The sequence below is a fragment of the Streptococcus sp. 27098_8_23 genome (assembly GCF_041432195.1).
In the GTDB taxonomy this organism is placed as follows: domain Bacteria; phylum Bacillota; class Bacilli; order Lactobacillales; family Streptococcaceae; genus Streptococcus.
On the sequence record NZ_JAPVZF010000003.1, the window covers coordinates 159,723 to 184,461 of the forward strand.

The 24,739-nt window shown below is 42.9% G+C and carries 29 protein-coding genes and 1 pseudogene; 27 read left to right on the forward strand and 3 right to left on the reverse strand.

Annotation, left to right across the window (positions count from 1 at the left end; genetic code table 11):
- Positions 1–127 precede the first annotated feature (127 nt).
- Genes O3652_RS06215 through O3652_RS06230 form a run of 4 tightly spaced genes read left to right on the forward strand, consistent with a single transcriptional unit; the run spans position 128 to position 3,634 of the window.
- Positions 128–1,174, forward strand: a complete 1,047-nt coding sequence (locus tag O3652_RS06215; protein ID WP_042902700.1) for an iron ABC transporter permease — start codon at positions 128–130, stop codon at positions 1,172–1,174.
- Between the two features lies 1 nt (position 1,175).
- A complete protein-coding gene (locus O3652_RS06220) occupies positions 1,176–1,931 on the forward strand; it encodes an ABC transporter ATP-binding protein (RefSeq protein WP_371590169.1) in 756 nt (251 codons plus the stop codon).
- Between the two features lie 19 nt (positions 1,932–1,950).
- Positions 1,951–2,961, forward strand: coding sequence for an ABC transporter substrate-binding protein (locus O3652_RS06225; protein ID WP_042902702.1), 1,011 nt, complete (start codon positions 1,951–1,953; stop codon positions 2,959–2,961).
- The gene (locus tag O3652_RS06230) at positions 2,942–3,634 is read left to right on the forward strand and encodes an alpha/beta hydrolase-fold protein (RefSeq protein ID WP_371590170.1); all 693 of its coding nucleotides are present in this window, start codon (positions 2,942–2,944) and stop codon (positions 3,632–3,634) included. Before O3652_RS06225 ends, O3652_RS06230 begins: the two co-directional genes overlap by 20 nt.
- Positions 3,635–3,676: 42 nt before the next feature.
- Here the strand turns inward: O3652_RS06230 and O3652_RS06235 are convergent, their stop codons facing one another.
- Entirely contained in the window at positions 3,677–4,426 is a 750-nt protein-coding gene (locus O3652_RS06235; RefSeq protein WP_371590171.1) for a lysophospholipid acyltransferase family protein, read from the reverse strand.
- Positions 4,427–4,558: 132 nt separating this feature from the next.
- Here O3652_RS06235 and O3652_RS06240 point away from each other — a divergent pair, with 132 nt between their 5' ends.
- From O3652_RS06240 to O3652_RS06280, 9 genes and pseudogenes are all read left to right on the forward strand, one after another.
- Positions 4,559–6,895, forward strand: a complete 2,337-nt coding sequence (locus O3652_RS06240; RefSeq protein WP_042902743.1) for a cation-translocating P-type ATPase — start codon at positions 4,559–4,561, stop codon at positions 6,893–6,895.
- A 101-nt stretch (positions 6,896–6,996) separates the two neighbouring features.
- Positions 6,997–7,674 carry a tRNA (adenine(22)-N(1))-methyltransferase TrmK gene (locus tag O3652_RS06245; protein WP_125413026.1) on the forward strand — a complete coding sequence of 226 codons (678 nt, stop codon included), beginning with the start codon at positions 6,997–6,999 and terminating at the stop codon, positions 7,672–7,674.
- Positions 7,661–8,458: a Nif3-like dinuclear metal center hexameric protein gene (locus tag O3652_RS06250; RefSeq protein WP_371590172.1), complete on the forward strand. Its 798-nt coding sequence runs from the start codon at positions 7,661–7,663 to the stop codon at positions 8,456–8,458. The genes O3652_RS06245 and O3652_RS06250 overlap by 14 nt, the downstream gene beginning before the upstream one ends.
- Positions 8,459–8,474: 16 nt before the next feature.
- Positions 8,475–9,578 carry an FAD-binding oxidoreductase gene (locus tag O3652_RS06255; RefSeq protein ID WP_185755863.1) on the forward strand — a complete coding sequence of 368 codons (1,104 nt, stop codon included), beginning with the start codon at positions 8,475–8,477 and terminating at the stop codon, positions 9,576–9,578.
- 6 nt (positions 9,579–9,584) lie between these two features.
- The gene (locus tag O3652_RS06260) at positions 9,585–9,854 is read left to right on the forward strand and encodes a chlorohydrolase (RefSeq protein WP_125413029.1); all 270 of its coding nucleotides are present in this window, start codon (positions 9,585–9,587) and stop codon (positions 9,852–9,854) included.
- Positions 9,833–10,852, forward strand: coding sequence for a UDP-glucose 4-epimerase GalE (gene galE / locus O3652_RS06265; protein WP_084943037.1), 1,020 nt, complete (start codon positions 9,833–9,835; stop codon positions 10,850–10,852). Before O3652_RS06260 ends, galE begins: the two co-directional genes overlap by 22 nt.
- A 1-nt stretch (position 10,853) precedes the next feature.
- The gene (locus O3652_RS06270; protein WP_371590173.1) at positions 10,854–11,813 is read left to right on the forward strand and encodes a glycosyltransferase family 2 protein; all 960 of its coding nucleotides are present in this window, start codon (positions 10,854–10,856) and stop codon (positions 11,811–11,813) included.
- 146 nt (positions 11,814–11,959) lie between these two features.
- Positions 11,960–12,616, forward strand: a complete 657-nt coding sequence (locus O3652_RS06275; RefSeq protein WP_371590174.1) for a hypothetical protein — start codon at positions 11,960–11,962, stop codon at positions 12,614–12,616.
- A 38-nt stretch (positions 12,617–12,654) separates the two neighbouring features.
- Positions 12,655–12,757, forward strand: a pseudogene (locus tag O3652_RS06280) (glycosyltransferase); the annotation flags it as partial.
- A gap of 75 nt (positions 12,758–12,832) precedes the next feature.
- On the opposite strand, the gene O3652_RS06285 reads toward O3652_RS06280, so the two are convergent.
- Positions 12,833–13,036, reverse strand: coding sequence for a ferredoxin (locus O3652_RS06285; RefSeq protein WP_002874767.1), 204 nt, complete (start codon positions 13,034–13,036; stop codon positions 12,833–12,835).
- Positions 13,037–13,081: 45 nt separating this feature from the next.
- Here O3652_RS06285 and O3652_RS06290 point away from each other — a divergent pair, with 45 nt between their 5' ends.
- The 10 genes from O3652_RS06290 (at position 13,082) to whiA (ending at position 20,141) form a co-directional block, all read left to right on the forward strand.
- Positions 13,082–13,588: an SAG1386/EF1546 family surface-associated protein gene (locus tag O3652_RS06290; RefSeq protein WP_049505286.1), complete on the forward strand. Its 507-nt coding sequence runs from the start codon at positions 13,082–13,084 to the stop codon at positions 13,586–13,588.
- A 9-nt stretch (positions 13,589–13,597) separates the two neighbouring features.
- Positions 13,598–14,272: a (d)CMP kinase gene (gene cmk, locus O3652_RS06295; protein WP_000849410.1), complete on the forward strand. Its 675-nt coding sequence runs from the start codon at positions 13,598–13,600 to the stop codon at positions 14,270–14,272.
- A 118-nt stretch (positions 14,273–14,390) separates the two neighbouring features.
- On the forward strand, positions 14,391–14,897 hold the full coding sequence (locus tag O3652_RS06300) for a dihydrofolate reductase (RefSeq protein ID WP_000162310.1): 507 nt from the start codon (positions 14,391–14,393) through the stop codon (positions 14,895–14,897).
- Positions 14,897–15,067 carry a hypothetical protein gene (locus O3652_RS06305; RefSeq protein ID WP_000442427.1) on the forward strand — a complete coding sequence of 57 codons (171 nt, stop codon included), beginning with the start codon at positions 14,897–14,899 and terminating at the stop codon, positions 15,065–15,067. Before O3652_RS06300 ends, O3652_RS06305 begins: the two co-directional genes overlap by 1 nt.
- Before the next feature lie 31 nt (positions 15,068–15,098).
- Positions 15,099–16,331 (forward strand): ATP-dependent Clp protease ATP-binding subunit ClpX, encoded by a 1,233-nt coding sequence (gene clpX / locus O3652_RS06310; RefSeq protein ID WP_002874765.1) that lies wholly within the window; start codon positions 15,099–15,101, stop codon positions 16,329–16,331.
- Positions 16,332–16,339: 8 nt separating this feature from the next.
- Positions 16,340–16,927, forward strand: a complete 588-nt coding sequence (gene yihA / locus O3652_RS06315) for a ribosome biogenesis GTP-binding protein YihA/YsxC (protein WP_000405196.1) — start codon at positions 16,340–16,342, stop codon at positions 16,925–16,927.
- 9 nt (positions 16,928–16,936) lie between these two features.
- Complete coding sequence (locus O3652_RS06320) at positions 16,937–17,317, forward strand: RidA family protein (RefSeq protein ID WP_001140417.1); 381 nt, start codon at positions 16,937–16,939, stop codon at positions 17,315–17,317.
- Between the two features lie 51 nt (positions 17,318–17,368).
- Entirely contained in the window at positions 17,369–18,259 is an 891-nt protein-coding gene (gene rapZ / locus O3652_RS06325) for an RNase adapter RapZ (RefSeq protein WP_125413031.1), read from the forward strand.
- On the forward strand, positions 18,256–19,233 hold the full coding sequence (locus O3652_RS06330; protein ID WP_001231053.1) for a YvcK family protein: 978 nt from the start codon (positions 18,256–18,258) through the stop codon (positions 19,231–19,233). Before rapZ ends, O3652_RS06330 begins: the two co-directional genes overlap by 4 nt.
- Positions 19,230–20,141: a DNA-binding protein WhiA gene (whiA, locus tag O3652_RS06335; protein WP_371590175.1), complete on the forward strand. Its 912-nt coding sequence runs from the start codon at positions 19,230–19,232 to the stop codon at positions 20,139–20,141. Before O3652_RS06330 ends, whiA begins: the two co-directional genes overlap by 4 nt.
- A gap of 31 nt (positions 20,142–20,172) precedes the next feature.
- Here whiA and O3652_RS06340 read toward each other — a convergent pair whose 3' ends face one another.
- The gene (locus O3652_RS06340; protein ID WP_125413032.1) at positions 20,173–21,141 is read right to left on the reverse strand and encodes an NAD(P)/FAD-dependent oxidoreductase; all 969 of its coding nucleotides are present in this window, start codon (positions 21,139–21,141) and stop codon (positions 20,173–20,175) included.
- Between the two features lie 136 nt (positions 21,142–21,277).
- Here O3652_RS06340 and cdaA point away from each other — a divergent pair, with 136 nt between their 5' ends.
- The 4 genes from cdaA to O3652_RS06360 all read left to right on the forward strand — a co-directional run bounded on the left by cdaA (position 21,278) and on the right by O3652_RS06360 (position 24,738).
- Positions 21,278–22,135, forward strand: coding sequence for a diadenylate cyclase CdaA (gene cdaA / locus O3652_RS06345; protein WP_268699797.1), 858 nt, complete (start codon positions 21,278–21,280; stop codon positions 22,133–22,135).
- Positions 22,122–22,907, forward strand: a complete 786-nt coding sequence (locus tag O3652_RS06350) for a YbbR-like domain-containing protein (RefSeq protein WP_371590176.1) — start codon at positions 22,122–22,124, stop codon at positions 22,905–22,907. Before cdaA ends, O3652_RS06350 begins: the two co-directional genes overlap by 14 nt.
- Positions 22,908–22,937: 30 nt before the next feature.
- The gene (glmM, locus tag O3652_RS06355; protein ID WP_000521455.1) at positions 22,938–24,290 is read left to right on the forward strand and encodes a phosphoglucosamine mutase; all 1,353 of its coding nucleotides are present in this window, start codon (positions 22,938–22,940) and stop codon (positions 24,288–24,290) included.
- Positions 24,291–24,363: 73 nt separating this feature from the next.
- Positions 24,364–24,738: a DUF1149 family protein gene (locus tag O3652_RS06360; protein WP_001050092.1), complete on the forward strand. Its 375-nt coding sequence runs from the start codon at positions 24,364–24,366 to the stop codon at positions 24,736–24,738.
- Position 24,739: the final 1 nt, after the last annotated feature.

The window sequence follows — 24,739 nt, forward strand, 5'->3', positions numbered from 1 at the left end:
CACGAACATTTTTGTACAATCTTCGGCTCGTCTATATATGTCTCTATCCTTGTTCATCTAATAGAAATATGGTATACTTTTTATGAGAATTTTCTAAATTTTTAAGATTCTATCAAAGGAGGTTTTCATGATTTCCAAATTTTCTGGAAGCCGACAGGACCTGCAATTTTTGTTACTTTTAGGTATTTTGCTAGCTGTTTTAGGGATTTCCCTCTTTCTAGCAGTTTCTATGGGATCCGTTGCGATTGATCTAGGCGATACCTATCGGATTATTTTGAGCAGGTTGGGTTTTCCTCTTGAGATAGGAGAGGTTTCCAAGTCCACTCTTGCCATTGTATGGAACATGAGATTCCCCCGAGTATTGTTAGGCTTGATAGTAGGGGCTGGTCTTTCCATGTGTGGTAGCGTGATGCAGTCTACAGTGAACAATCCTATCGCTGAGCCCTATGTCTTAGGAATCTCTGCGGGTGCAACTCTAGGGGCAACTTTGAGCATCATTCTCGGTCTAAAAGTGATGATTAGCCTTGGAGCTTTTTTAGGAGCTATTTTGGCAACAATTGCTGTCCTCATCATTGCTTCTATGCAGGGAAGGATGACGACTTCTAGTCTGATCTTATCAGGAACGGTGGTCAATGCTCTCTTTCTGGCATTTTCCAACTTTATTATCTCAGTTGGCGCTAATGCGGACAGTGTGATGACCATTAAGTTTTGGACTATGGGCTCGCTTGCCGGGACTACCTGGTCTGACTTAGTCCTGCCAACTGTAGTAGTAGGAATGGCCTTTCTATTTTTCTCTACTCAGTATCGTGTTTTCAATGCAATGATGATGGGAGATGAGGCTGCTTTAACTTTAGGGATTCCTTTACGATTTTATTGGTATCTTTATGTGACCATGGTGGCTGTGCTGACAGCAGTCTTAGTGGCAACCTGTGGGATTATTGGATTTGTTGGTCTGATTACTCCTCACTTAGCTCGAGGGTTAGTAGGAACGAATTACAAGAGGCTTTTTCCCGTTGCGACCTTACTGGGCGCCCTCTTTGTCGTCTGGGCAGATGTACTTTCTCGTGTCATCATTCCAAATGCTGAGCTGCCGATTGGTATTTTCACAGCCTTAGTAGGTGCTCCCTTCTTTATCTACATTGTTGGAGGTAGGCGAAAGGAGGTGAGGGTCTGATATGGACTTGATTTGTCAGGATATCCATTTTGGACTAGGAGAGAAAAAAGTCCTCAAAGGAGTTTCTCTTAAGGTTGAGGGGCATCAATTTCACACGATACTAGGACAAAATGGAAGTGGAAAAACCAGCCTGCTTAAACTTCTCTATCGTCAGGAAAGGGCGGACAAAGGCTTGATAAGCTTAGATGGAAAGCCACTGGAGCATTGGTCACTCAAAGAAACAGCCAAGCAAATGGCAGTTGTCACCCAGTTTAATCAATTGCAGTTTGATTGTACAGTTGAGGAAATCGTCTTACTGGGAAGAACTCCCCACCTCTCTTTTCTACAGAAGGAAAAGGAAAGGGATTATGCCCTCGTTCAAGATGCTCTCGTTAAGGTGGATATGCTTGAGAAGAAAACTCGTCTCTATTCGTCCCTGTCAGGGGGGGAGAAACAACGAGTCTTGTTAGCACGCGCTTTGGCACAAGAACCGACTCTCTTGCTTTTGGACGAACCAACTAATCACCTGGATATCAAGTATCAGCTAGACTTATTGGCCATTGTAAAGGAGCTCAAGATTAATGTTCTAGCTGTCCTACATGATATTCAACTTGCTTGTCGCTATTCGGATTATCTCTATCTGATGAAAGAGGGGGAAATCCTTTACCAAGGGACTCCAAAGGAGACTATTACCCCTGAGTCATTGCAAACTGTATACGGAGTTCAAAGTCAGGTTACTTGGACCGAGGATCAGCAAGCTATGATTCACTATTTATAAGAAAGAAAAGGAAAACAAAATGAAAAAAACACTCAGTATTTTACTCGTAACAGTAGCTACCCTAACCATGGCAGCTTGTGGTAATACTACTACAGAAAAAACTACCACACACTCTAGCACAGAAACAAGTCAAAAAGCCAGCACAGAGACGACTTATCCGTTAACGGTCAAGACCTATGATGCTAAGGGAAATGAAGTCGAACAAGTCTTTGACAAGGCACCTGAAAAAGTTATCACCAACAATCTTTCAACCACTGAAATCTTATTGGAGTTAGGCTTGAAGGATAAAATTGCTGGCATGCTTAACCCTGATAATGCTGTGACGGACAAATACAAGGACGCGATTGCGACGATTCCTCAAATTGGGGACAAAAAAACAGTCTCACAAGAGACAGTCCTTTCTTATGAGCCAGATGCTGTGATGGGTCGAAATATGATGTTTTCTGAAAAATCCTTGGGGACAGTTAGCACTTGGAATGAAAATAAAATCCCAGTCTTTACGCAAAAAGCCTCTCTCTCAACAATTCAGCAAGATTTGGGAAATATCGTAGAAGATGTCAAAAATCTTGGAATGATTTTCAATGTTCAGGACAAGGCTAATGAATACGCAGCCCAATTACAAGCTAAAATTGACGCTGTTAAGAAAGCAAATCCAACAAGCCAAGGTGAAAAGAAAAAGGCTTTGATTATGGTTGCTTATAATGATGAAACCTTTGGTGCCTACAAGTCTGCTTTGCAAGAAAGCTTGTTGAATCAACTTGGTTATACCAACGTTGCAACGGGAACATCAGGCTTGACCTTGGAAAATCTCGTGTCAATGGATCCTGAGTTGATTATCTATGTGACCAGCGACCGCAATAAAAAATTGGATGCCAACGCAGTAGAGTTGATGAAGGCAAATGAAGTTTTGGAAAATGTTCCTGCAATTAAGAATCAAAAAATCATGACCATCTCTTACGATGAGTTGATGGACTATGGTCCAGCAGTGATTGATTCCCTTGAGAAAATCAATGACTTTATCAATAAATAATGAGTTTGATTGGGAAGGGATCCAAGTCAAGGTCAGCCTTCCTTCAACCTATGATCCCAATCAAACCTATCCAGCTATTCTCTTGAATGATGGAAACTTGGATTTTCTATCTTCCCTTTCAGAATCTGTGATTTTAGTGGGCTTGACCTCTAAAAATCGCCTAGATGACTACACTCCCTGGAAGGCACCTGCTCTGAGAGATGGAGCTCCAGATTTTGGTGGTCAGGCAAATGTCTATCATGGTCATTTATTTGGAGGTCTTTTAGACAAGTTGCAGGCGCTTTATCGCCTGGACAAAAATCGCCTTGCCTATGGAGGATATTCACTAGGTGGTTTGACAGCAGTATACAGTCTTTTCCGTTTTGATAAGGTCTCCTGTATCTTCTCTATCTGCGGTTCCTTTTGGTATCCTGATTTTGTGACTTATTGCAGGGAAGAAAAGGTGAGAAATTTAGATTGTTTGCTGTATTTACAGAATGGTCAAACAGAAGGAGCCCATCATACCAATCGCTTGGCTCAAGCACCAGTCTATGCTGAGCAGATCCATACTAGCCTTCAGAAGCACTATCCGGCTGGTCAGTTTGTCTTTGATTCTTATGGGCATCATGAGCAAGTGGCTGAGCGATTCCTAGCCTTTTCCAGCTGGTTGGCCCAAAAATGGAAAATTGCATAAAAGAAATATCCCTTGGCAAAAGCCAAGGGATAATTGTATTTTTTAACCAAGAGCCTCTCTCTTCTTATCTGGATTCCAGATAAAGCTTGCGATAAAGCTAAAGATAATCGTTAGGATACCAACAAACACTGCAAGGATAAGGGCAGGGATGCGGACAAACCACCAGAGTGGGTTTGGTTTTTGATCATTGTGCCATTGCTTGGTTTCTTCGTCCAAACGTTGGAATTCTGCTTGGATACGGTCTGCAACCATTTCAATCCCTTCATCATTCATTTTCTTAATGTCTGAGATATCGATAGGATTTCCAAAGTTCATATCCACACGTTCACGGCTAATCAAGCCTTTCAAGGTCATGGGACCGGTGTAGGTAACCGGCATGATACGAACCTTAGCCATTTTAGCAATCAAGGCTACTCCACCCTTGACATCATTTGAGTGACGGCTCCCACTTGGGAACATGATGAGAGAGCGGTCGCTTTTTTTGAGGACGTTGATAGGGTACTTGATGGCAGAGGCACTAGGTTTTTCCCGGTCGATAGGAAAGGCGCCGCACATACGGATCCACCAGCCAAAGATACGGTTGTTAAACAGCTCTTTTTTGGCCATAAAGATGAACTGTTTTGGCTTGGTCGCAAAGGCCATGTAAACAGGATCCCACCAGGTACGATGAGGTGCGACCAGGATATAGTTTTCGTCTCGGCTAGGGATTTTATCAGTATTGTGATAGTGGGCATTGCCATTGATGGACCACAAAATCAGCATGACTAGTCCACGCAAATAAGTATAAAACATGAGATCTCCTTCGATTGTATTGCTTTTATTATTATACCTTATCAAAAGACTACTGGCAAACTTTTTCAGTTATCAGCCAACAGTTTTAGATGGGATTAGAATTCTTTTAAAAAAAATGATATGATAGAATTTATGGATAAAAATAAGATTATGGGATTAACCCAAAGAGAAGTCAAGGAAAGACAGGCTCAAGGTTTGGTCAATGACTTTACCGCTTCAGCCAGTACCAGTACTTGGCAAATCATCAAACGAAATGTTTTTACACTTTTTAACGCATTAAACTTTGTTATTGCCCTAGCGCTTGCCTTTGTACAGGCTTGGAGCAATCTGGTCTTCTTTGCCGTTATCTGCTTTAACGCTTTTTCTGGGATTGTGACCGAGCTGCGGGCTAAACACATGGTGGACAAGCTCAATCTCATGACCAAGGAAAAAGTTAAAACCATTCGTGAGGGTCAAGAAGTTGCTCTCGATCCAGAAGAGTTGGTTCTAGGAGATGTCATTCGTCTGTCTGCTGGAGAGCAAATCCCTAGTGATGCTCTGGTTCTGGAAGGATTTGCGGAAGTCAATGAAGCTATGTTGACGGGTGAGAGTGATTTGGTGCAAAAAGAAGTGGATGCCTTGCTTTTATCAGGGAGTTTCCTAGCCAGTGGCGCAGTTTTGGCTCAAGTTCACCATGTCGGGGCAGACAACTATGCTTCCAAACTCATGCTGGAAGCTAAGACAGTGAAACCGATCAACTCCCGTATCATGAAATCGCTAGACAAGCTAGCTGGTTTTACTGGAAAGATTATCATTCCCTTTGGTCTAGCTCTCCTGCTAGAAGCCTTGATGTTAAAGGGCTTGTCCCTCAAGTCATCCGTTGTAAATTCGTCGACAGCCCTTTTGGGAATGTTACCCAAGGGAATTGCCCTTTTGACCATTACTTCGCTCTTGACTGCGGTGATTAAGCTGGGCTTGAAAAAGGTTTTAGTGCAGGAGATGTACTCTGTCGAGACCTTGGCGCGCGTGGATATGCTCTGTCTGGACAAGACGGGCACTATCACCCAAGGAAAGATGCAGGTGGAGGCTGTTCTTCCTCTGACGGAAACTTATGGTGATGAGGCTATTGCCAGCATTTTGACTAGCTATATCGCTCATAGTGAGGATAAAAATCCAACAGCTCAAGCCATTCGTCAGCGTTTCCAAGGTCAAGTAGCCTATCCTATGATCTCGAATCTTCCCTTCTCTAGCGACCGCAAGTGGGGAGCTATGGAGTTAGAAGGGCTAGGGACAGTTTTCTTGGGAGCTCCTGAGATGTTGTTGGACTCTGAAGTATCAGAAGCCAGAGAGGCCTTGGAGAGAGGGTCACGTGTCTTGGTCTTGGCCCTCAGTCAGGAAAAACTAGATCATCACAAACCACAGAAACCGTCTGACATTCAAGCCCTGGCCTTGCTGGAAATCTTGGACCCGATTCGAGAAGGAGCAGCTGAGACGCTGAATTATCTCCGTTCTCAGGAAGTGGGCCTCAAGATTATCTCTGGTGATAATCCAGTCACGGTTTCCAGCATTGCCCAAAAGGCTGGTTTTGCGGACTATCACAGCTATGTAGATTGCTCAAAAATCACGGATGAGGAATTGGTTGCCATGGCTGAAGAGACAGCTATTTTCGGACGTGTTTCCCCTCATCAAAAGAAAATCATCATCCAAACTCTGAAAAAAGCAGGGCATACAACGGCAATGACAGGGGATGGTGTCAATGATATCCTAGCTCTCCGCGAAGCAGATTGTTCGATCGTTATGGCTGAAGGAGATCCTGCGACTCGTCAGATTGCTAATCTGGTTCTCTTGAACTCTGACTTTAATGATGTTCCTGAGATTCTCTTTGAAGGTCGTCGTGTGGTCAATAACATTGCCCATATTGCACCGATTTTCTTGATAAAGACAATCTATTCCTTCTTGCTCGCTGTCATCTGTATCGCCAGTGCTCTTCTAGGACGGTCTGAGTGGATTTTGATTTTCCCCTTCATTCCAATCCAGATTACCATGATTGACCAGTTCGTGGAAGGGTTCCCGCCATTTGTTCTGACTTTTGAGCGAAATATCAAACCAGTCGAAGCAAACTTCCTCAGAAAATCCATGCTTCGTGCCCTACCAAGCGCACTGATGGTTGTGTTCAGCGTTCTTTTTGTGAAAATTTTTGGAGCGAGTCAAGGTTGGTCTGAGTTAGAAATCTCAACCCTACTCTATTATCTCTTGGGGTCTATCGGTTTCTTATCTGTATTTAGAGCCTGCATGCCATTTACCCTCTGGCGTGTCCTCTTGATTGTCTGGTCAGTAGGAGGCTTCCTAGCCACAGCTCTTTTCCCAAGAATCCAGAAACTGCTTGAAATTTCGACCTTAACTGGACAAACGTTACCTGTTTATGGGGCCATGATGCTGGTATTTACGGTGATTTTCATTCTAACCAGTCGTTACCAAGCTAGAAAATAAAGAAAGACTGCAATCTGTGGATTGCGGTTTTTTTAGGTGCAAGATTGCTAACTGAAATGTGGTATAATAAGAGGTAACAGAGTTTTGGAAAGAGAGAGAAGATGATTTCAAAGAGATTAGAATTGGTGGCGTCCTTTGTGCCCCAAGGTGCTGTGTTACTTGATGTGGGGAGTGACCATGCCTATCTGCCTATCGAGTTGGTAGAGAGAGGCCAAATTGAAGCTGCTATTGCTGGTGAGGTGGTGGATGGCCCCTACCAGTCTGCGGTCAAGAATGTTGAATCTCATGGTCTAAAGGAGAAAATCCAAGTCCGTTTAGCCAATGGCTTGGCAGCTTTTGAAGAGACTGACCAAGTGTCGGTCATCACCATTGCAGGTATGGGTGGTCGTTTGATTGCGACCATATTAGAAGAAGGATTGGATAAGCTTGCGAGTGTAGAACGTTTAATTCTCCAGCCCAATAATCGTGAAGACGACTTGCGTATCTGGTTGCAAGACCACGATTTTCAGATCGTAGCAGAAAGCATTCTAGAAGAAGCTGGTAAGTTCTATGAGATCTTGGTGGTGGAAGCGGGCCAAATGAAGCTATCAGCCAGTGATGTTCGCTTTGGACCTTTCTTGTCCAAAGAAGTCAGCCCAGTCTTTATCAAAAAATGGCAAAAAGAAGCAGCTAAGTTAGAGTTTGCTCTTGACCAAATCCCAGAGAAAAATCGAGAAGAACGTCAAGTTCTTGTAGATAAAATTCAAGCCATCAAGGAGGTGCTCCATGCTAGCAAGTGAAGTAATTAGAGCTTATGAAGCCTTTTGCCCTCAGGAATTCTCAATGGAGGGTGACAGTCGTGGCCTGCAAATCGGTACTTTGGACAAGGATATCCAAAGGGTCATGGTTGCCCTCGATATTCGAGAAGAGACGGTGGCAGAGGCCATTGAAAAGGGTGTGGATTTGATTATCGTTAAGCACGCGCCTATCTTTCGTCCCATCAAGGACTTGGTAGCCAGCCGTCCGCAAAATCAGATTTACATCGACCTGATCAAGCATGACATTGCAGTTTATGTCAGCCATACCAATATTGACATCGTTGATAATGGGTTAAATGACTGGTTCTGCCAGATGCTAGGTATTGAGGAGAGGACTTATCTCCAGGAAACAGGCCCAGAACGTGGGATTGGTCGTATTGGAAATATTCAGCCTCAGCCCTTTGGGGAATTGGCCCAGCATGTCAAGCAAGTCTTTGGCCTAGACGGCCTGCGATTGGTGCATTATCACGAGAGTGATTTGCAGAAGCCTATTTCAAGAGTAGCTATCTGTGGTGGTAGCGGGCAGTCTTTCTATAAGGATGCTTTAGCAAAGGGGGCAGATGTTTATATCACTGGCGATATCTACTATCACACAGCCCAGGATATGCTTTCTGATGGCCTGTTGGCATTGGACCCAGGCCACTATATAGAAGTGCTTTTTGTGGAAAAAATCGCAGAACTTCTTACTCAATGGAAGGCAGAGAAGGGCTGGGGCATTGATATTGTGCCTAGTCAAGCATCGACTAATCCTTTCCACCTTATCTAGTTAGAAGGTGAAGACAATGAAAAAAGTTGCCATTATTGGAGCAGGAATTGTGGGGGCAACAGCTGCCTACTACCTCTCTAAAGAAGCTGACCTAGAGGTGACCGTTTTTGACCATGGACAGGGGCAAGCAACCAAGGCTGCAGCAGGAATTATCAGTCCTTGGTTTTCCAAACGCCGCAATAAAGCTTGGTACAAGATGGCGCGCTTGGGGGCTGACTTTTATGTGGATTTGTTGGCTGATTTAGAAAAATCAGGACAGGAGATCGACTTTTACCAGCGTTCGGGAGTTTTTCTCTTGAAAAAGGATGAATCCAAGTTAGAAGAACTCTATGAACTAGCCCTCCAGCGCAGAGAAGAATCTCCCTTGATAGGTCAATTAGCCATTCTAGACCAAGCGTCTGCAAATGAATTATTTCCTGGCTTGCAGGGATTCGACCGCCTGATCTACGCTTCTGGTGGGGCACGGGTGGATGGCCAGCTCTTAGTGACTCGTTTGCTAGAAGCCAGTCAGGTCAAGCTGGTCAAAGAAAAAGTGAGTCTGACACCTTTAGCATCCGGTTACCAGATTGGTGAAGAAGTGTTTGATCAAGTTATTTTGGCGTCGGGAGCTTGGTTGGGGGACATTTTGAAACCTTTAGGATATGAGGTAGATGTTCGTCCCCAAAAGGGACAACTACGAGATTATCAACTTACCAAAGATATGAAATCTTACCCTGTTGTCATGCCAGAAGGGGAGTGGGATTTGATTCCTTTTGCAGGTGGGAAATTGTCCCTAGGTGCTACCCATGAAAATGATATGGGATTTGACTTGACGGTGGATGAACCCTTGCTTCAACAAATGGAGGAAGCAGCCTTGCCATACTACCCAGCCTTGGCTGAAGCTACTAAAAGAGGTGAGCGAGTGGGAATCCGTGCCTATACCAGTGATTTTTCGCCATTTTTTGGGCAAGTCCCAGGCTTAGCAGGTGCCTATGCGGCTAGTGGCCTAGGTTCATCAGGTCTGACAACGGGTCCGATCATCGGTTACCATCTAGCCCAATTGGTTCAAGATAAGGAGTTGACCTTGGACCCTGAAAATTATCCCATTGCAAACTATGTCATACAAGTAAAAAGCGAATAATACTCAATGAAAATCAAAGAACAAACTAGGAAGCTAGCCGCAGGCTGCTCAAAACACTGTTTTGAGGTTGTGGATCGAACTGACGAAGTCAGTAACCATACCCACGGTAATGCGACGCTGACGTGGTTTGAAGAGATTTTCGAAGAGTATAAGCATTTTACTAAAATTTTAGCAGGTGGTTTAGGATGTCAAATGACATTCCCTATCAAAAATGATAAAATAAGAAAAAATAATCCGAGAATCGAGGAAAAAAGATGCAAGAAAAGATTTTGGTAACGGGTGGTGCTGGATTTATCGGAACCCACACTGTTATTGAGTTGATCCAAGCAGGTCATCAAGTGGTTGTGGTGGATAATCTTGTCAATAGCAATCGTAAAAGTTTAGAAGTTGTTGAAAGAATCACAGGAGTTGAGATCCCTTTCTATGAGGCAGATATCCGTGATACAGATACCCTCAGAGATATTTTCAAGCAGGAAGAGCCGACTGGTGTCATTCACTTTGCTGGTTTGAAGGCTGTTGGCGAATCAACACGCATCCCTCTTACCTACTATGACAACAATATTGCTGGAACAGTAAGCCTTCTAAAAGCTATGGAAGAAAACAACTGCAAGAACATCATCTTCAGTTCTTCTGCGACAGTTTACGGAGATCCTCATACAGTTCCAATCTTAGAAGATTTCCCACTTTCAGTGACCAACCCGTACGGCCGTACTAAGCTCATGTTAGAGGAAATTTTGACGGATATCTACAAGGCAGACTCAGAATGGAATGTGGTCTTGCTTCGTTACTTCAACCCAATCGGAGCGCATGAAAGTGGAGACTTGGGAGAAAATCCAAACGGAATTCCAAACAATCTCTTGCCTTATGTTTCACAAGTGGCAGTGGGCAAACTAGAACAAGTACAAGTTTTTGGAGATGATTACGATACAGAAGATGGAACTGGGGTTCGTGACTATATCCACGTTGTCGATTTAGCCAAAGGTCACGTTGCAGCTTTGAAAAAACTCCAAAAAGGTTCAGGTCTAAACGTTTATAATCTTGGAACTGGTAAAGGTTACTCCGTTCTTGAAATTATTCAAAATATGGAAAAAGCAGTGGGACGTCCTATTCCTTACCGCATTGTAGAACGCCGCCCAGGTGATATCGCGGCCTGCTACTCAGACCCAGCAAAAGCCAAAGCAGAACTCGGATGGGAAGCAGAACTCGACATTACTCAAATGTGTGAAGACGCATGGCGTTGGCAAAGCAAGCATCCAAATGGATTTGAAGACTAAGATGATGATTTCAATCATCGTCCCATGTCTAAACGAAGAGGAAGTACTTCCTCTTTTTTATCAGTCTGTGGAAGCTCTGCTTCCTGACTTGGGAGCAGAAGTCGAATATGTCTTTGTAGACGATGGCTCAAGCGATGGGACTTTAGATCTTTTGAAGACCTATCGGGAGCAAAATCCTGCGGTCCGTTATGTCTCATTCTCACGAAATTTTGGGAAAGAGGCAGCCTTATACGCAGGCTTGCAGCATGCAACTGGAGACCTGGTGGTCGTGATGGATGCAGACCTTCAGGATCCTCCTAGTATGCTACTTGAGATGAAAGCCTTACTAGACCAAAATGCAGACTTGGACTGTGTTGGGACACGGAGAACTAGTCGGGAGGGAGAACCATTTTTCCGCAGTTTCTGTGCCGACCTCTTTTACCGCCTCATGCAAAAAATTAGCCCGGTAGCCTTGCCCTCAGGTGTCCGTGATTTTCGCATGATGAGAAGATCTGTGGTAGATGCTATTTTAACCCTGACCGAGTCCAATCGTTTTTCTAAAGGACTCTTTGCCTGGGTGGGTTTTAAAACGCACTATCTGGACTATCCAAACGTTGAACGACAGGCTGGCAAGACCAGTTGGAGTTTTAGACAACTCTTTTTCTACTCGATTGAAGGGATTCTTAATTTTTCAGATTTTCCCTTGAGTATAGCCTTTGTAGCGGGACTCCTATCTTGTTTTCTTTCTTTTGTGATGACTATTTTTGTAGTGTTTCGGACTCTTATCTTGGGAAATCCGACATCTGGTTGGACCTCTTTGATGGCTGTCATCCTCTTTCTTGGAGGGATTCAACTCCTGACAATTGGGATTCTTGGTAAGTATATCAGTAAGATTTACCTAGAAACCAAAAAAAGACCACTCTATCTCGTCAAAGAAAAAAGTGATGATAGGCTAAAAAAAGATAGAATTTATCTGACATAGTCACTTTTTGTTATTTATAATTCTTTTAGTTCGGAGTTTGGGTGATTTTTAAAAGAATTAGGAATTTGAAATGATTTAAAGAATCTATGTAGACTAAATTTCAATTGTAGTGACTTAATAAATAAAAAATTTAGGAGTATTATTTTATGCTAAGTAAAGAGGATTATACTGAAGAAATCGGACTTATTAAGAAACAAAATAATGTAGAAGCTGAATTGTATTCTATAGTTGCTGACATAATTAAGCCAACTTTAAAAGATAGTTTATCAAAAAGATATGTCTTCGGAAGAAGAAAGAGTAATATGGGACAAATATATTATGGTCTAAGTAATTTTCCTGATATAGTTATTTTAGATAAGACTTATGAAAACGAATCCAGAAAAAGTATAGAAATTAAAGAATGGAAGAAACTTCGAGGATGCGTGGAAGTTAAGAATTTAAATCATCCTTTAATTACAGAGGAAGAAATCAAATCAACCATATCGGACAGCTTTGAACATATAACTGAAAAGAATGAACAAGAGATGGGACAACTTATTGGAGACCTTTTATGGTATAAAAAAGTAATTTATACAAATGGAATTGAATGGAGATTTCTAAGTTTAGATGACAAGGAAGAGATAGATAACACAATTATTGAAATGGTTAACAAAAGAATAGAAACAGAAAAAGCGAAAAATTCTTTTGATTTGTGGAAGAGTATTAAAGATTTATCGTTCAATTATACGGATATATGTTTATCCAAAGATTGTATACAAGAGTGGGACGAATTTGTAAAGAAAGTAAAGGAAATAGAATGGTAGGAGTCTATTCTCATTGAGAAATTTAGATTATAAGTTGCAGTAAGATCTATCTAGAAACCAAAAAAAGACCACTCTATCTCGTCAAAGAAAAAAGTGACCTTTCTCTTGTTGAAGGAAAAAAATAACCAAAAAAGACTATAATTTTACCTAGAAATATGCTAAACTAGTAAGTGTGGGAAAAATGAGAAGAAATCAATTATATTTATTTCCTGCTTCCTACGATGGATCTTTTAGGAGTGCACGTGTAGGACAATTTTTGATGGCCTCCAGAACATCGCTGGTCTCAGCGATTTCTCTTTGCAATTCGACTGGATCATCGTAAAATCGAACGATTCCATTATCATGGTAATCAAAGAGTTCAGAATAGGTTTGGCAAAGCCCGCAGGCGATGCACCGTTCGGGTATAAGTGTGACTTTCATATTTATATTGTAATAAGAAAATGTAAAAAAAACAAGGAGTAAGGTATGGAAAAAGAACCGTGGCAAGAAGATATTTACGAAAACAATGAGGAAGAAACAAGATCAGAGCGTCGACACCGGAAACAAAAAGGGAAAGGCGTTGTTGCGAATCGTGTCTTGACGGTTCTAGCTAGCCTCTTCTTTGTAATCGTTGTAGCAATGGTAGTTGTATTGATTTACCTATCAACCGGAGGAAGCAATCGTACTTCATCTTTGAAGGACTTCTATGATGCATCGTCTCCTTCTACAAGTTCAAGTTCTAAAGTAGAAGCATCATCATCTTCAAGTAGCAAGGTAGAGGAAACAGCTTCTTCTGAATCAACACCTTCAGAGAGCAGTTCGGAAGAGCATACAGAAGGTGAAGGAACACTTACAGTACAACCTGGAGAGGGAGAAGCAGCTCTTGCTCAACGTGCAGGGATTTCCATTGCCCAGCTAGAAGCCCTAAATCCTTCTCACATGTCATCTGGATCTTGGTTTGCCAACCCAGGTGATGTGATTAAGACAAGATAGGAGTCGGTCATGAAGACAATTCAAATTGCTATCGATGGTCCAGCTTCGAGTGGTAAGAGTACGGTCGCAAAGATTGTCGCTAAGGATTTTGGTTACACTTATCTCGATACGGGTGCTATGTACCGTGCTGCGACTTATATAGCGCTTAAGCACCAGTTGGATGCAGGAAATGTAGACCAACTTCTTGAGCTTCTTAACCAACACCCCATTAGTTTTGGTCGTTCAGAAACAGGTGAGCAACTTGTTTTTGTAGGGGATGTTGAGATTACTCATCCGATTCGTGAAAATGAAGTAACCAACAAGGTTTCAAGCATTGCTGCCATTCCAGAAGTACGTAAGAAACTGGTTTCGCTCCAGCAAGAGATTGCTCAGCAAGGTGGTATCGTCATGGATGGGCGTGATATCGGGACAGTTGTTTTACCACAAGCTGAACTCAAGATTTTCCTAGTGGCTTCTGTTGAAGAAAGAGCAGAGCGTCGTTACAAGGAAAATATTGCTAAAGGGATTGAGACTGACTTGGAAACGTTGAAAGAAGAGATTGCTGCGCGTGACTACAAGGATAGTCATCGTGAGACCTCGCCTCTCAAACAGGCTGAGGATGCAGTTTACCTTGACACAACTGGACTGAGTATCCAGGAAGTGGTCGAAAAAATCGAATCAGAAGCAAAAAAATATATGTCCTAGGGACGAGAGGAGCAGGCTAAATGAAGCCTGCTCCTTTTCTCTCTTTTGCGCGCGTTTCAAAACAGCCTTTTTGGGAGAATTTTGATAAAATAGTAGTATCAATAAAAAGGACGGAAGCATGACAAAGAAAATCATAGCCATTTGGGCCCAAGATGAAAAAGGTGTGATTGGGAAGGAAGATCGTCTCCCTTGGCATTTGCCAGCAGAGTTGCAACATTTTAAGGAAACAACTTTAAATCATGCTATACTGATGGGGCGAGTGACATTTGATGGCATGGGACGTCGTCTGCTTCCAAAACGGCAAACCCTGATTTTAACGCGCAATAGCGAAGAAGTCATAGATGGGGCGCTCGTATTTCAAGATGTGGAGTCTGTTTTAGCGTGGTATCAGAGTCAGGAAAAAAATCTCTATATCCTTGGCGGAAAGCAGATTTTTCAGGCTTTTGAGCCGTATTTAGATGAAATCATCGTGACACAGATTCATGCTCAGGTGGAGGGAGATACCTATTTCCCTGAGGAGTTTGACTTGTCTCGTTTTGAAACAGTTGCAAGTAAATCTTATACCCGTGATGAGAAAAACGACTATGATTTTACCATCGAATACCGAGATAGAAAGGAAGTCTAATGGAGCGCAGTGTATTTGGATTTTTTACAGCTTTTTTGTGTGTAATCTGTATTTTGACTGGAGCACAGGCTTTTCGTAAGAAGCGCTATGGACTGTCTGCTTTACTCTGGTTGAATGCTTTTACCAATCTGGTCAACAGTGTCCACGCTTTTTATATGACCTTATTTTAGATAGAATGATAAATTAGAATGGAAGGAAATCATGCCTACAAATAGGAAAAATGATATGATGGTTTATTGCTCATTTTGTGGCAAAAGCCAAGAAGAAGTAAAGAAAATAATCGCTGGGAACAACGCCTTTATCTGTAATGAATGTGTGGAGTTGGCCCAGGAAATCATTCGGGAGGAGTTGGCCGAGGAAGTTTTGGCAGACTTGTCTGAAGTACCAAAACCAATCGAGCTCCTCAATATCTTGAACCACTATGTCATCGGTCAAGATCGTGCCAAACGTGCCTTGGCAGTGGCTGTATACAATCACTATAAACGCATCAATTTCCACGATACGCGTGAAGAGTCAGAAGATGTGGATTTGCAGAAGTCAAACATCCTGATGATTGGCCCAACTGGTTCTGGGAAAACCTTCCTTGCTCAGACTTTGGCTAAGAGCTTGAATGTGCCTTTCGCTATTGCAGATGCGACAGCTCTGACTGAGGCTGGGTATGTGGGTGAGGACGTGGAAAATATCCTCCTCAAACTCTTGCAGGCTGCTGACTTTAACATCGAACGTGCAGAACGTGGGATTATCTACGTAGATGAAATTGACAAAATTGCCAAGAAGAGCGAGAATGTGTCTATCACACGTGACGTTTCGGGTGAAGGTGTGCAACAAGCCCTTCTCAAGATTATCGAGGGAACTGTCGCTAGCGTGCCACCCCAAGGAGGACGCAAACATCCACAACAAGAGATGATTCAGGTGGACACTAAAAATATCCTCTTCATCGTAGGTGGTGCTTTTGATGGCATCGAAGAAATTGTCAAACAACGTCTGGGTGAGAAAGTTATTGGTTTTGGACAAAACAACAAGGCGATTGACGAAAACAGCTCCTACATGCAAGAAATCATCGCAGAAGACATTCAAAAATTCGGTATTATCCCTGAGTTGATTGGACGCTTGCCTGTCTTTGCTGCTCTTGAGCAATTGACGGTTGATGACTTGGTTCGCATCTTGAAAGAGCCAAGAAATGCCTTGGTGAAACAATACCAAACCTTGCTTTCTTATGATGATGTTGAGTTGGAATTTGACGATGAAGCCCTTCAAGAAATCGCCAATAAGGCTATCGAACGCAAAACGGGTGCGCGTGGTCTTCGTTCCATCATCGAAGAAACCATGCTAGATGTTATGTTTGAAGTGCCAAGTCAAGAAAATGTGAAATTGGTTCGCATCACAAAAGAAGCTGTCGATGGAACGGAAAAACCAATCCTAGAAACAGCCTAGAGGTGACTATGGAAATCAATACACACAATGCTGAAATCTTGCTCAGTGCGGCAAATAAATCCCACTATCCGCAGGATGACCTACCAGAGATTGCCCTTGCAGGGCGTTCAAATGTTGGCAAGTCTAGCTTTATCAACACCATGCTCAACCGCAAGAATCTGGCCCGTACATCAGGGAAACCTGGGAAAACGCAGCTCCTTAACTTTTTTAACATTGATGACAAGATGCGTTTTGTGGATGTGCCTGGGTATGGCTACGCCCGCGTTTCCAAAAAAGAACGTGAAAAGTGGGGGCGCATGATTGAGGAGTACCTAACGACTCGTGAAAATCTACGTGCCGTAGTCAGTTTGGTGGACCTCCGTCACGACCCGTCAGCAGATGATGTGCAGATGTACGAATTTCTCAAGTATTATGAGATTCCGGTTATCATCGTTGCGACCAAGGCGGACAAGATTCCTCGTGGTAAGTGGAACAAGCACGAATCAGCAATCAAAAAGAAATTAAACTTTGACCCAAGTGACGACTTCATCCTCTTTTCATCTGTCAGCAAGGCAGGGATGGATCAGGCTTGGGATGCAATATTAGAAAAATTGTGAGGGAAAGAAATGGCAAAAACAATTCATACAGACAAAGCTCCAAAGGCTATCGGACCATATGTTCAAGGGAAAATCGTTGGTAATCTTTTGTTTGCTAGCGGTCAAGTTCCTCTATCTCCTGAAACTGGAGAAATTGTAGGAGAAACGATCCAAGAACAGACAGAACAAGTTTTGAAAAACATTGCTGCTATTTTGGCTGAAGCAGGAACAGACTTTGACCATGTTGTTAAAACAACTTGCTTCTTGAGCGATATGAATGACTTTGTTCCTTTTAACGAGGTTTACCAGACTGCCTTTAAAGAGGAGTTCCCAGCTCGTTCAGCTGTAGAGGTTGCACGTCTTCCTCGTGATGTAAAAGTCGAAATTGAAGTGATCGCAGAGATTGGATAAGCTAGTTGAAGTTTGGCTCTGCCAAACTTTTTTTGATATAAGGAGAGATAGATGACAAAGAAACAACTTCACCTGGTGATTGTGACAGGGATGAGTGGCGCAGGGAAAACAGTAGCCATTCAGTCCTTCGAGGATTTGGGATATTTTACCATTGACAATATGCCACCAGCCCTCTTACCAAAATTTTTGCAGTTGGTAGAGACCAAGGATGATGACCACAAACTGGCCTTGGTAGTCGATATGCGGAGCCGTTCCTTCTTTTCAGAGATTCAGGCAGTTTTGGATGAATTGGAAAACCAAGACGATTTGGACTTCAAAATCCTCTTTTTAGATGCAGCAGATAAGGAATTGGTGGCACGCTATAAGGAAACTAGAAGAAGTCACCCTCTAGCAGCAGATGGTCGAATTTTAGATGGCATCAAGCTGGAACGTGAACTCTTGGCACCTTTGAAAAATATGAGTCAAAATGTAGTGGATACGACAGAACTCACCCCGCGTGAACTTCGTAAAACCATTGCTGAGCAATTTTCGGACCAAGAACAAGCCCAGTCTTTCCGTATCGAAGTCATGTCTTTTGGATTCAAGTATGGTATTCCTATCGATGCAGACTTGGTCTTTGATGTCCGTTTCTTACCAAACCCATACTACCTCCCTGAACTCCGTAATCAGACAGGTGAGGATCAAGCAGTTTATGACTATGTGATGAATCATGAAGAGTCTGAAAGTTTCTATCAGCACTTACTCGCCTTGATTGAACCCATTTTGCCAAGTTACAAAAAAGAAGGCAAGTCTGTTTTAACCATTGCAGTAGGATGTACAGGTGGACAACACCGTAGTGTTGCCTTTGCCAAACGCATAGCTGAGGACCTTGCTAAAAACTGGTCTGTCAATGAAAGCCATCGTGACAAAGACAGAAGAAAGGAAACGGTAAACCGTTCATGAGAAAACCAAAGATAACGGTAATTGGTGGAGGAACAGGTATCCCCGTCATTTTGAAAAGCTTGCGAGAAAAGGATGTTGATATCGCTGCCATCGTAACGGTAGCTGATGATGGCGGCTCTTCTGGTGAACTAAGAAAGAATATCCAACAGCTGACACCACCAGGAGATCTTCGCAATGTCCTGGTAGCCATGTCGGATATGCCTAAATTTTATGAGAAGGTTTTTCAGTACCGCTTTTCAGAAGACGCTGGTGCTTTTGCAGGTCATCCTCTAGGAAATATCATTATAGCAGGGCTTTCTGAAATGCAAGGGTCCACTTATAATGCCATGCAGCTGCTAAGTCTCTTTTTCCACACAACAGGAAAAATCTACCCCTCAAGCGATCAGCCTTTGACACTGCATGCAGTCTTTAAAGACGGTTCTGAGGTGGCAGGTGAGAGCCACATTGCAGATCATCCCGGCATGATCGACCATGTCTATGTGACCAATACCTTGGATGATGAAACGCCCCAAGCCAGCCGTCGAGTGGTCAATACTATCCTAGAGAGTGATATGATCGTCTTGGGGCCTGGTTCCCTCTTTACATCGATTTTGCCCAATATTGTCATTGAGGAGATTGGGCAGGCTCTCTTGGAGACTAAGGCTGAGATTGCCTATGTCTGCAATATCATGACCCAGCGTGGGGAAACAGAGCACTTTTCAGACAGTGACCACGTGGAAGTCCTCCATCGACACTTAGGTAGGCCATTTATTGATACGGTCTTGGTTAATATCGAGAAGGTTCCTAGAGAATACATGGATACCAACCGTTTTGATGAATATTTGGTTCAGGTAGAGCATGATTTTGCTGGTCTTTGCAAGCAGGTCCCTCGTGTGATTTCATCCAACTTCCTTCGTTTGGAAAATGGAGGAGCCTTCCATGATGGCGATTTGATTGTAGATGAATTGATGCGCATTATACAGGTGAGAAAATGAGTTTTACAGTTGCAGTAAAAGAGGAAATTCTTGGTCAACACCATCTCAGTCGTTATGAACTATCGGCCATTATCAAGATGTCTGGCAGTATCGGTCTATCTAGTTCGGGCTTGACCTTGTCAGTCGTAACTGAAAATGCTAAGTTAGCTCGGCACCTTTATGAGTCCTTTCTCCATTTTTATGAGATCAAGTCAGAAATTCGTCACCATCAGAGAAGCAATCTTCGCAAGAATCGTGTCTATACGGTCTATACAGATGAGAGGGTGCAGGAGCTTTTAGCTGATTTGCGACTTGCGGATTCCTTCTTTGGTTTGGAGACGGGTATTGATCCCGATATCTTAGCAGATGAAGAGGCTGGTCGTGCTTACTTATGTGGGGCCTTTCTGGCAAATGGTAGCATCCGAGATCCGGAGTCTGGCAAGTACCAGTTGGAGATCAGTTCTGTATATCTGGACCACACCCATGGACTAGCCTCTCTCCTTCAGCAGTTTTTGTTGGATGCCAAGGTTATTGAGCGAAAGAAAGGTGCAGTTACCTATCTCCAGCGTGCAGAGGACATCATGGATTTCTTGATCGTGATTGGGGCTATGCAGGCGCGTGATAACTTTGAGCGCGTCAAGATTTTGCGTGAAACTCGTAACGATCTCAATCGAGCCAATAATGCCGAGACAGCTAATATCGCTCGGACAGTTTCTGCCAGCATGAAGACTATCAATAATATCAGTAAAATCAAAGATAGAATGGGTTTGGAAAATTTACCAGTGGATTTGCAGGAGGTGGCTCGCTTACGGATCCAGCACCCAGACTACTCTATCCAGCAGTTGGCGGATAGCCTGAGCAATCCCCTGACCAAAAGTGGTGTCAACCACAGACTCAGAAAAATAAACAAGATTGCAGATGAACTATAAAACCACGAATCGTTGATCCGTGGTTCTTTTATTATAAACTGGTCGAGTGTTTGGGTTGTACTTTTTGGTCAGGGTCAATGTAGTTAATGGCATTGTTAACAGCTGTTGGAGCTTCACCCAGTCCTGTCGCAATCAAATCAATCTTACCTTCATAGTAGCAGCAGTCGCCGATAGCATAGATACCTGCTTGGCTGGATTCTTGTTTGCTATTGACGATAATCTTGTGACGGTTGAGATCCAGACCCCAATTTTTAAGATTGCCAACAGATGATTTGAAACCATAGTTGACAAAGAGGTGGTCTACTTCGATAGTTTCGGTTTCATCTGATTTGACTTTGGTGATTTCTAGTTTATCGAGTGTTTTTCCATCTCCGATAAGTTGGCTAGGAACGAACGGTGTCTTGATGGTCACAGATGATTCTTGCAAGGCTTGCACACTATGTTCCAAGGCGCGGAAATTATCTCTGCGGTGAACGAGAGTGGTTGGGGCAATCTTTTCAAAAGCCAGAGCCCAGTCCACTGCTGAGTCCCCACCACCAAGGATGGTCACTTTCTTACCAGCGTATTGTTGGATGTTGGAAACGTGGTGGTGGATATTTTCATAGTCCTCAACGTTCTCCAATTCGAGCGGACGTGGTTTAAAGGCACCTCCACCCATAGCAATGATGACTGTTTTGGTCAGATGGCTTCCCTTGTTGGTTGTGATGGTGAATCCTTGATCTTGATTCTCAATTTCAAGAACGGTTTCGTTGAGGTGAACAGGTGTTTCAAAGCCGTTTAGCTGTTCAATCAAGCGATTGGTCAGTTCTTCCCCAGTTAGGTTTGAAAAACCTGGCACATCAAGGATTTGCTTTTCAGGGTAGAGGATGGCAGGTTGACCACCGAGCTGGGGAAGGGAGTCAATGATTTGGACTTTGGCTTGGCGTAGGTGGGCGTAAAAGGCAGCAAAGAGCCCGACAGGACCGCCACCGACAATGGTAATATCATAGAGTTGAGACATGATTTCTCCTTCGTTTTTTCTAATCAGTTTATTTTATCATATTTTTGCTTAATTTAAAATGAGGTAGGATAGGGAAAAAATGGGCAAAAAATGGTATAATGGTACAGAAAGTGTTTCGACAGGGAGGAGGCCAGGGATGAATTTTCAACAATTATCCAATTTACAATACTGGACGAGTTTGTTTTCAAGTCCTTGGACGATAGTCATCAATCTGATAGATATTCTCATTGTGACTTATATTTTATATCATTTTACCAAAGCGATTGCAGGGACCAAAATCATGATTTTGGTGCGGGGAGTCTTGGTCTTTATTTTAGGTCAGATTCTGTCCAATATGATTGGTTTGACGACCATTTCCTGGTTGATTAATCAGATCATCACCTACGGGGTCATTGCAGCGGTGGTTATTTTTTCACCAGAGATTCGGACTGGTTTGGAACGATTGGGTCGAGCTACTGATTTCTTCTACAATGCGCCTATTAGTGCGGAAGAGCAAATGGTTCGCGCCTTTGTCAAATCAGTCGAGTACATGAGTCCTCGTAAGATTGGTGCTCTGGTAGCAGTTCAGCGAGTGAGAACCTTGCAGGAATACATCTCAACTGGGATTCCTCTAGATGCTAAAATTTCCTCTGAGTTATTGATTAATATCTTTATCCCCAATACTCCCTTACACGATGGAGCGGTCATTGTCAGAGAAGATCGGATTGCCGTAACTTCAGCCTACCTACCCCTGACTGAAAATACGGGAATTTCCAAGGAGTTTGGGACACGTCACAGGGCAGCGATTGGTTTGTCGGAAGTATCAGATGCTCTTACCTTTGTGGTTTCTGAGGAAACAGGTGGAATCTCAATCACCTATAATGGAGTCTTTAAGCATGATTTGACCTTGGAAGAGTTTGAATCTGAATTAAGAAGAATCTTACTTCCAAAATCAGAGAAAAAGCAAGGTCTGAAAGAGCGTTTGCTAGGAGGATTGAAACATGAGAAAAAATAGTCTATACATCATTTCTTCCTTCTTTTTCGCCTGCATTCTCTTTATCTATGCAACTTTGACAAACTATCAGAATAGCAACAGTGCCAGACAGGTGCGGACGGAGACTTATACAAACACAGTTCTTAATGTCCCAATTGATATTCAGTATGACAGTGATCAGTATTTTATTAGTGGCTTTACCTCTGAAGTGACCGTCTTTCTGACAGGGTCAAACAGAGTTGCCTTGGCGAGTGAGATGCAGGAAAGCACTCGGAAATTCAAGGTAAAAGCTGACTTAACCAATGCCAGTGTAGGAACCATCGAAGTTCCTCTAACCATTGAAAATTTACCAAGCGGTTTGACGGCTGTTGCAACTCCTCAAAAGATAACAGTCAAGGTCGGTAAAAAAGCAAAACGAGATAATGTAATTGTTGTGCCAGAGATTGATCCTAGCCAGATTGATTCTCGTGTGAAAATTGATACAGTCACTGTGTCAGATGAAAAAGTAACAGTTATTAGTGACGAGGAAACTCTCTCTAGAGTAGATCGTGTCATTGCCATCTTGCCAACGAGTGAACGGATAACAGGTAACTATTCAGCCTCTGTTCCACTACAAGCAGTTGATAAAAATGGGAATGTCCTACCAAGCGTCATTATGCCATTTGACACTACAATGAAAATTACAACCAAAACAGTATCGTCTAGCTCGAGTTCTTCGTCAACGGGCTCTTCAACCAGCAGTTCGTCTTCAACGAGTTCAGAAACGAAACCAGACTCGTCTAAACAGGACTAAATAAAATAGTAGAAAAGGATGATAAATAAAATGGGTAAATATTTTGGGACCGATGGAGTCCGTGGAGAAGCAAACGTAGAATTGACGCCAGAATTGGCCTTTAAACTGGGACGTTTTGGTGGTTATGTTCTTAGCCAACACGAAACAGAAGCCCCTAAAGTCTTTGTAGGACGTGATACACGTATCTCAGGAGAAATGTTAGAATCAGCCTTAGTGGCAGGTCTCCTCTCTGTAGGGATTCATGTCTACAAACTCGGTGTTCTTGCAACACCAGCAGTAGCTTACTTGGTCAAAACTGAGGGAGCAAGTGCAGGTGTCATGATTTCCGCTAGTCACAACCCAGCCCTTGATAATGGAATTAAATTCTTTGGTGGGGATGGCTTCAAACTTGATGATGAAAAAGAAGCAGAAATCGAAGCCTTGCTAGATGCTACAGAAGACACTCTTCCTCGTCCAAGTGCCGAAGGCTTGGGAACATTGGTGGACTATCCAGAAGGTTTACGCAAGTATGAAGGCTATCTTGTTTCAACTGGAACTCCTCTTGAGGGAATGAAAGTGGCCTTGGACACAGCAAACGGTGCAGCATCTACAAGTGCTCGTCAAATCTTTGCAGACCTTGGGGCTCAAATAACTGTTATTGGGGAGACACCAGATGGTCTGAATATCAACTTGAATGTGGGTTCTACACATCCAGAAGCTCTTCAAGAAGTGGTCAAAGAAAGCCAGTCAGCTATTGGTTTGGCCTTTGACGGAGACAGTGACCGTTTGATTGCTGTTGATGAAAATGGTGACATCGTTGATGGTGATAAGATTATGTACATCATCGGTAAATACCTTTCTGAAAAAGGCCAGTTGGCTCAAAACACCATCGTGACAACCGTTATGTCTAACCTTGGTTTCCATAAGGCCTTGGAAAGTGCTGGCATTAACAAGGCAGTCACTGCAGTAGGTGACCGCTATGTAGTCGAAGAAATGAGAAAATCAGGCTACAACCTTGGTGGTGAACAGTCTGGTCACGTTATCTTAATGGATTACAACACTACTGGTGATGGTCAATTATCAGCTGTCCAATTGACTAAGATCATGAAAGAAACAGGCAAGAGCTTGTCTCAACTAGCATCAGAAGTGACGATTTACCCACAAAAACTGGTCAATATCCGAGTGGAAAATGCCATGAAAGAAAAAGCCATGGAAGTACCAGCCATCAAGACAATCATCGAAAAGATGGAAGAAGAGATGGCAGGGAACGGTCGTATCCTTGTCCGCCCAAGTGGAACAGAACCCCTCTTGCGTGTCATGGCGGAAGCTCCTACAACAGAAGAAGTCAACTACTATGTAGATACGATTGCTGCTGTTGTTAAAGATGAAATCGGAATTGACTAAAGCCTAGAAAACTAGATGAAATGATAAAAATGTGGTACAATTGCATAGTAAATTGTAGCAATGGGAGAGAAAAATGAATCTTAAACGAGAACAAGAATTTGTTAGCCAGTATCACTTTGATGCTCGTAACTTTGAATGGGAAAATGAAAATGGCGCTCCTGAAACCAAGGTAGACGTGAACTTTCAGTTACTCCAACATGACCAAGAAAACCAAGTGACTTCGCTTGTTGTTATCTTGAGTTTCATGATTGTCTTTGACAAATTTGTCATCAGCGGGACGATTTCCCAAGTAAACCACGTGGAAGGTCGTATTGTCAACGAACCAAGCGAATTTAACCAAGAAGAAGTCGAAACCTTGGCACGTCCATGCTTGAACATGCTCAACCGTTTGACGTATGAAGTAACAGAAATCGCCTTGGATCTTCCAGGAATCAATTTGGAGTTTTAGC